This window comes from Intrasporangium sp. (genome assembly GCF_035688975.1).
Taxonomy (GTDB): Bacteria; Actinomycetota; Actinomycetes; order Actinomycetales; family Dermatophilaceae; genus CALMNV01.
Genome location: NZ_DASSMH010000156.1, coordinates 33,702 through 40,648 on the forward strand (window position 1 = coordinate 33,702; position 6,947 = coordinate 40,648).

General features: G+C 70.2%; 6 protein-coding genes and 1 tRNA gene. 4 read left to right on the forward strand and 3 right to left on the reverse strand.

Going from position 1 to position 6,947, the window contains the following annotated elements; translation table 11 throughout:
• Nucleotides 1-36 precede the first annotated feature (36 nt).
• Nucleotides 37-2,232: a catalase/peroxidase HPI gene (gene katG, locus VFJ94_RS16495; protein ID WP_325005318.1), complete on the forward strand. Its 2,196-nt coding sequence runs from the start codon at nucleotides 37-39 to the stop codon at nucleotides 2,230-2,232.
• Between the two features lie 226 nt (nucleotides 2,233-2,458).
• The gene (locus tag VFJ94_RS16500) at nucleotides 2,459-2,797 is read left to right on the forward strand and encodes a DUF4760 domain-containing protein (protein WP_325005319.1); all 339 of its coding nucleotides are present in this window, start codon (nucleotides 2,459-2,461) and stop codon (nucleotides 2,795-2,797) included.
• A 91-nt stretch (nucleotides 2,798-2,888) separates the two neighbouring features.
• On the opposite strand, the gene VFJ94_RS16505 is transcribed toward VFJ94_RS16500, so the two are convergent.
• The 3 genes from VFJ94_RS16505 to VFJ94_RS16515 all read right to left on the reverse strand — a co-directional run bounded on the left by VFJ94_RS16505 (nucleotide 2,889) and on the right by VFJ94_RS16515 (nucleotide 5,351).
• Complete coding sequence (locus tag VFJ94_RS16505; RefSeq protein ID WP_325005320.1) at nucleotides 2,889-3,335, reverse strand: VOC family protein; 447 nt, start codon at nucleotides 3,333-3,335, stop codon at nucleotides 2,889-2,891.
• Nucleotides 3,336-3,550: 215 nt separating this feature from the next.
• Complete coding sequence (locus tag VFJ94_RS16510) at nucleotides 3,551-5,011, reverse strand: FAD-dependent monooxygenase (protein ID WP_325005321.1); 1,461 nt, start codon at nucleotides 5,009-5,011, stop codon at nucleotides 3,551-3,553.
• 266 nt (nucleotides 5,012-5,277) lie between these two features.
• Nucleotides 5,278-5,351: transfer RNA gene (locus VFJ94_RS16515), tRNA-Ile, on the reverse strand.
• 244 nt (nucleotides 5,352-5,595) lie between these two features.
• Here VFJ94_RS16515 and VFJ94_RS16520 point away from each other — a divergent pair.
• Together VFJ94_RS16520 and VFJ94_RS16525 are read left to right on the forward strand one after the other, a co-directional pair.
• Complete coding sequence (locus VFJ94_RS16520) at nucleotides 5,596-5,958, forward strand: bifunctional 3-phenylpropionate/cinnamic acid dioxygenase ferredoxin subunit (protein ID WP_325005322.1); 363 nt, start codon at nucleotides 5,596-5,598, stop codon at nucleotides 5,956-5,958.
• Between the two features lie 201 nt (nucleotides 5,959-6,159).
• Nucleotides 6,160-6,675 (forward strand): DUF3145 domain-containing protein, encoded by a 516-nt coding sequence (locus VFJ94_RS16525; protein WP_414654631.1) that lies wholly within the window; start codon nucleotides 6,160-6,162, stop codon nucleotides 6,673-6,675.
• Nucleotides 6,676-6,947 lie beyond the last annotated feature (272 nt).

Sequence of the window (6,947 nt, forward strand, 5' to 3'; positions counted from 1 at the left end):
CCCACAGTGAGACATCGAGATAGGAGATGGACCGACGTGTCTGATCACGGCAGCGAAAGTGAAAACCCGGTAATCCCGTCCCCCCGTCCGGCGAGGACCCGACCGCACACCAACCAGGACTGGTGGCCCAACCAGCTGAACCTGCAGGTCCTCCACCAGCACTCGCCGCAGTCCAACCCGATGGACGAGGACTTCGACTACGCCGAGGAGTTCAAGACCCTCGACGTCGAGGAGCTGAAGAAGGACGTCCGCGACCTGATGACGAAGTCGCAGGACTGGTGGCCGGCGGACTACGGCCACTACGGACCGCTCTTCATCCGGATGAGCTGGCACGCCGCCGGCACGTACCGCATCGAGGACGGTCGCGGCGGTGCCGGCGACGGCGGCCAGCGCTTCGCGCCCCTCAACAGCTGGCCGGACAACGCAAACCTCGACAAGGCCCGCCGGCTGCTGTGGCCGGTCAAGCAGAAGTACGGCCGCAAGATCTCCTGGGCCGACCTGCTGGTCTTCGCGGGCAACGTCGCCCTCGAGTCGATGGGCTTTACGACCTTCGGCTTCGGCTTCGGGCGCGAGGACGTCTGGGAACCCGAGGAGATCTTCTGGGGACCTGAGGACGCCTGGCTCGGCGACGAGCGCTACAGCGGCGACCGCGAGCTCTCCGGTCCCCTCGGCGCCGTGCAGATGGGCCTCATCTACGTCAACCCCGAGGGCCCGAACGGAAGGCCCGACCCGCTGGCGTCCGCCCGGGACATCCGGGAGACCTTCCGCCGGATGGCCATGAACGACGAGGAGACCGTCGCGCTGATCGCCGGCGGCCACACGTTCGGCAAGACCCATGGCGCGGGCGACCCGAGCCTCGTCGGACCCGAGCCCGAGGGCTGTCCCGTCGAGCACCAGGGCCTCGGCTGGAAGAACACCTTCGGCAGCGGCAAGGGCAAGGACACGATCACGAGCGGTCTCGAGGGTGCGTGGACGCCCACCCCCATCACGTGGGACAGCAGCTTCTTCGACACCCTCTTCGGCCACGAGTGGGAGCTCACCGAGAGCCCCGCCGGCGCCAAGCAGTGGAGGCCGAAGGACGGCGCCGCGGCGGATGCCGTTCCCGACGCCCACGACCCCGCCGTGAGGCACGCGCCGATGATGGCGACGACGGACCTCGCGCTGCGCGCCGACCCGGTCTACGAGCAGATCTCCCGGCGCTTCCACGAGAACCCGGACCAGCTCGCGGACGCCTTCGCCAAGGCGTGGTACAAGCTGTTGCACCGCGACATGGGCCCGGTGTCGCGCTATCTCGGTCCGTGGGTGCCGGAGCCGCAGCTGTGGCAGGACCCCGTGCCCGCCGTCGCTGGCGAGCAGATCACCGACGAGGACGTCGCGGCCCTCAAGGGCAAGCTCCTCGAGTCAGGGATGTCCATCTCCCAGCTCGTCTCGACGGCGTGGGCGTCGGCGGCGACCTTCCGCGGCACCGACAAGCGTGGCGGGGCCAACGGGGCCCGGATCCGTCTCGAGCCGCAGCGCAACTGGGAGGCCAACGACCCTGCCGAGCTGGCCGGCGTCCTGCAGACCCTCGAGCAGATCCAGCACGACTTCAACGCCGCTCGGCCCGACGGGAGGAAGGTCTCGCTCGCGGACCTGATCGTCTTGGGCGGCTGCGTGGGCGTCGAGCAGGCGGCGAAGAAGGCCGGCCACGACGTCACGGTGCCCTTCGTGCCGGGGCGCACGGACGCGTCGCAGGAGCAGACCGACGTGGAGTCGTTCGCCGTGCTCGAACCGAAGGCCGACGGCTTCCGCAACTACCTCCGAGCCGGGGAGAAGCTGCCGCCGGAGACCCGGCTCCTCGACCGGGCAAACCTGCTGACCCTGACCGCTCCCGAGATGACGGTGCTGGTCGGCGGGATGCGGGCGCTCGGCACCAACGCCGGGCGGACGCAGCACGGGGTGCTCACCGACCGGCCGGAGACGCTGACCAACGACTTCTTCGTGAACCTGCTCGACATGAGCACGGAGTGGAAGCCGTCGGTGTCGGTCGAGAACGTCTACGACGGCCGCGACCGCGCCACGGGCGAGCTCAGGTGGAGCGCCACGGCCGTCGACCTCGTCTTCGGCTCGAACTCCCAGCTGCGGGCCATCGCGGAGGTCTACGCCAGTGCCGACGGCCAGGCGAAGTTCGTCCAGGACTTCGTCGCTGCGTGGGTCAAGGTGATGCAGCTGGACCGGTTCGACCTCGCCTGAGGCCCCTGGCCCCGGTCACCGACCAGGTGGCCGGGGCCCGTCGGCGAGGTCCCCACAGGGGTGCGTCCGTGGCGGTCAGGCACGGAAGGCATGAGGAGCGAACCCCCGCCCAGGGGCTCGAGAAGGAGAACCCCGACGTCCGCGGCATACGAACGGCCATGGCCGCGCCAGGCGCTGCGGGAGTAGCGTTGCCGTCAGCGGGCCAGGCCCGGACGAGGAGGTCGACGTGGCAGACCGGCAGGACGGTGCGCTGCTCGTGCAGCTGGCGCAGTGGGGCGCGACGATGGGCCTCGAGGAGGCGATGCAGGCCGTGTGGGCCGACGACTTCGACCCCGACGCGGCCTCGACCGACGATGTCCTCGTGTCGCGAGTGCTCACCTGGGGGGAGACCGTGGGCACGCTGACCAAGAACGGTCTGATCGACACGGACCTCGTCCTTGACTGGCTGTGGGTCGCGGGAGCCTGGGCGCGCGTCGGGCCGGCCGCCCGGAAGATGCGCGAGAAGCACGGCGTGCCGCAGCTGTACGAGAACTTCGAGGCGCTGGCGCTCAGACAGGGCGGCTGAGAGGGATCCCGCGGCTCGTGTCAGGCGGCGGTGATGGTCTCGCCGATGCGGGGTTGGAAGGTCCACACGGCCGATGCGCCGATCCCGCGGGTCAGGCGGACGGCTGCTCGGCCTCTGGCGCGGCCACGTCGACCATCCACTTGATGCCGTACCTGTCGGTGAAGCTGCCGAAGTAGTCACCCCAGAACTGCTTGCCGAACGGCAGCTCGACCTCGCCGCCCTGGCTGAGGCCGTCGAAGATCCGCCTGGCGTCCTCGGGGCTGTCGGGACTCACACACACGTAGCACGTGTTGCCGGGGATGACCGTGCCCATGCCTGGCGGCACGTCCGAGCCCATGAGGATCGAGTCGCCGAGCGGCAGGGAGATGTGCAGTATGCCGTCGGCCGGGGCCTCGTGCGACGCGTCGGGAGTCGCCTCGGCAGGCATGTCGGAGAACTTGCTGACGCTGGTGTACTCCCCGCCGAAGACGGACTTGTAGAAGTCGAAGGCCTCCATGCAGGTGCCGGCGAAGTTGAGGTAGGGGTTGGCCGAGGCCATGACGGGCTCCTCCCGGGTCGGGGTCAGTGGGACCGGTCGCCACACTGCCACCGGGCGTCGGGCGCCGCAACGGGGCAACGGGCCAACGGGCCAACGGGCCAACGGGCCAAGCTCACGAGACGTCCGCGTGGCCGCTCCAGCGATGGGCGGCCCTCGCCTGCTGCGGTGGCAGGAACCGTCGCCCACGGACCTGGACGGACTCCGGGCCCACGGACCTAGTCACCCGCTGTCCCGAACCACCGCGTGAGCGCCCTGGCGAGGCCCTCGTCCGACCCGGCGCCGACCCAGGCCACGTGGCCGTCCGGGCGGATCAGCACCGCGGTCGGGGCGTCGACCACACCGATCACCGGCAGCTCCCACGTTCCGTCGTATGCCGCTTCCACGCGCCTGACGCGGTCCGCCCACGGGCCGACGTCGAGGCCGTCCTGCAGGTCGAGCAGCACCGGACGGGCGGCGTGGAGCAGGGTGTAGACGCGGACCTCGCCCTCGGCCGTCGTGACGTCGAGGTCGGGCATCCGTCGGCCGAGGAGGGGGTGGGGGCCGTCCAGGTCGCCGCCGCCGTAGGCGACATCAAGGCCTGACAGCAAACCGGCGACGAGCCTGCGCGGACCGTCGAAGGCGAGCATCTCGGTGATGAGGTCCTTGACCGCGTCGATGCGGGGGCCGGAGCGCTGCACGAAGCTCTGCGCCATCGTGTGCTTGAGAACGCGGGCCGTTGCCGCGTGACGTTCGGCCTGGTAGGTGTCCAGGAGGTCGTCGGGCGAGCTGCCGTGGACCACCTGCGCGAGCTTCCAGCCGAGGTTGACCGCGTCCTGCACGCCGATGCCGATCCCCTGCCCGCCCGAGGGTGCGTGGACGTGCGCGGCGTCGCCGGCGAGCAGCACCCGGCCGGCCCGGTAGGAGGTCGCCTGCCGGGTGGCGTCGGTGAAACGGGAGATCCAGGTCGGCTCGTGGACGCCGAAGTCGGTGCCGTAGACGGTCGTCAGCGTCCGGCTCAGGTCTGCCAGCGTCGGCTCGATGGCGGGGCCGATCTCGGGCTCGGTGGCGACGACGCGGACGGTGTGACCGTTCTCCATGAGGTGCATGCCGTGGATCCCGATGGCGTCGAACCGCACGCCCGTCGGGATGTCCTCGGTGACCTCGACCTCGGCGATCAGGTTGCTGCGGGTGGCGTCCTCGCCGACGAAGTCGATGCCGACTGCGCGGCGGATCACGCTGCTGCCCCCGTCGGCACCCACGAGGTACTGCGCCCGCAGCGGCCTGCCCTCTGCAACGATGGCGTCGACACCGGTGTCGTCCTGCGCCAAGCCGGTCACCTCGACTCCTCGGTGGATCGGGACTCCCAGCTCGTCGACCCAGCCGAGCATGATCCGCTCGATGTGGTTCTGGAAGAGGGCGAGCGAGTGCGGGTACCTCGTGGGGAAGTCGCTGAGGTCGAGCATCATGCCACCGAAACCGACTGCCTGCGCGATCCGCCCCTCAGCGAGGAACCGCCCTGCGATCCCACGCTGGTCGAGGATCTCGAGCGTGCGCGAGTGGAACCCGCCCGCCCGCGAGCCGACCAGTTCTGCGGTCGTGCGCCGCTCGAGGATCGCGACCTGGGCCCCCGCCAGCTTGAGCTCTCCGGCGAGCATCATGCCGGTCGGCCCGCCTCCGACGATGAGTACGTCGTCCATGTGATCCCCGTTCTGTGGGCGCGACTGAGCAGTCTGGGGCATGGCTGGGGCCTTGCCGCAAGCCCCCTGCCGCGCTGTATCTTGAGAGTGGCAAGGGGATGTTGGCTCCTTGCCTTTCTCGTGTCCGGCGTCCGCTTTTCGCTGGCCGGGCCTGCGCGTCAGCTGGGCCCGACCCTCAGTCAGAAGTGCGGCGAGTGGTTCGCGCCGACACCCTGCGCTCCTGCCCACAACTCGGGCATGAGGGCCGTCGCCTGCCTAAACGGGAGTGGGGCAGCAGGGGCTTGAACCCTGGACCGACGGATTATGAGTCCGCTGCTCTGACCGGCTGAGCTACTGCCCCGATCGACCGGGTCCCGCGGTGATCCGGCCCGGGACCGTAGCCGCCCGAAGTCTATGACACCCGGTGGATGGCTCCGGGTGGCCGGGCGTCTACGCTCGACAACACCGCCGGGCCGGGTGACGGCGGGGACGGCGGCGACGCGATGCGCCTCCAGAGGGCGGCTGTGTCCCGCAAGGGGTTGCGAACGGCCCTCCACCGGTCGGGGGAAACGGCTACCTGAAGAGCTTCACACGAGGAGATCCGCATGACCGAGGGCACCCGCGCGACGGACGGCATCCGCGCGGCATCCGTCGACGACGTGGAGCCGGGAGAGGCGCTCGTCCTGCCGACGGAGCTGACGGGCACGGCGGAGCCCATCTCCCTCTTCCGAGACGACGACGGCAGCTGGTATGCCCTCGACGACACGTGCTCGCACGAGGAGGCATCACTGGCCGACGGCTGGATCGAGGCCGGCGAGGTCGAGTGCCCCCTGCACTCCGCACGCTTCTGCCTCCGGACCGGTGAGGCTCTGTGCCTTCCGGCGACGAAGCCGGTGCGGGCCCACCGGGTCGAGGTCCGGGGGGACGACGTCTTCGTGATGCCGGGGGTTGAGGCGCGAACGACGTAGGTCTTCCGGCGCCAGGTGCCGGAAGACCTCGATCGATCACGCCGCCGCTTCGACATCCCACGCGGCCCGGGTCTCTCCGCCACGCCACTGGTGCGGTTGTGATTGATGGTGCAGAATGGACCAACGTTCGCGGTCGCACGACCGGGTCCGCCGGTGCAGAGGTCGTTGGGGAAGACGTCCCTCGCACACAGGAGGTCTCGGATGTCTGCCGTGATGTCGCGCACCATGACTCGAGGGGTCCTGTTCATTCACGGGGCCCCGACCGTGCTGTGCCCGCATGTCACCTGGGCAGTCGAGGCCGTCCTCGACCGCCGGGTGGCGATGGCGTGGACCCCTCAGCCGGCCGCGCCGCGCCTGGTGCGCTCGGAACTGTCGTGGACCGGACCGGCTGGCACCGGAGCCGAGCTCGCTTCCGCCCTGCGCGGCTGGGACAACCTGCGCTACGAGGTCACCGAGGAGCCGACCGCGGCATCCGACGGCTCCCGCTGGGCGCACACCCCACGCCTAGGGATCCACCACACGTGGACGTCCGTCTCAGGTGACGCCGTCATCCACGAGGACCGCCTCCGCGACGCCGTCGAGCGCACGCGGGGCGACGGGCTGGCGCTTCAGGAGGAGATCGACCGGCTGCTCGGAGTCCCTTGGGACCAAGAGCTGGAGCCGTTCCGGTATGCCGGTGAGGGGGCACCGGTGCGCTGGCTCCACAAGGTCGGCTGAGCCAAGACGTGAGGATCGACCGAGCGCCAGCGAGGGAGGACCGGAGCCCCGGTTCGGCGCAGCCGAGAACTAGTTCGGCTGAGCCAAGACGTGAGGATCGACCGAGCGCCAGCGAGGAAGGACCGGAGCCCCGGTTCGGCTCAGCGGAAAGACCAGCCGACAGCGGAGCTGGCTGAGAGTCGCTGTGCGGCGGACTGGCAGAGGCCCGGGCGGTTCGTGCGCTCGGGCCTCTGCCGTCTTGTTGCGGCCCATGGAGATGCCAGGCGCCGCCG

What these genes read in the sequence shown, in the direction of transcription:
- VFJ94_RS16525 (WP_414654631.1), top strand. Translation starts at nt 6,160, where the DNA reads ATGTCTGCCGTGATGTCGCGCACCATGACTCGAGGGGTCCTGTTCATT.
- VFJ94_RS16520 (WP_325005322.1), top strand. Translation starts at nt 5,596, where the DNA reads ATGACCGAGGGCACCCGCGCGACGGACGGCATCCGCGCGGCATCCGTC.
- VFJ94_RS16505 (WP_325005320.1), bottom strand. Translation starts at nt 3,335, where the DNA reads ATGGCCTCGGCCAACCCCTACCTCAACTTCGCCGGCACCTGCATGGAG.
- VFJ94_RS16510 (WP_325005321.1), bottom strand. Translation starts at nt 5,011, where the DNA reads ATGGACGACGTACTCATCGTCGGAGGCGGGCCGACCGGCATGATGCTC.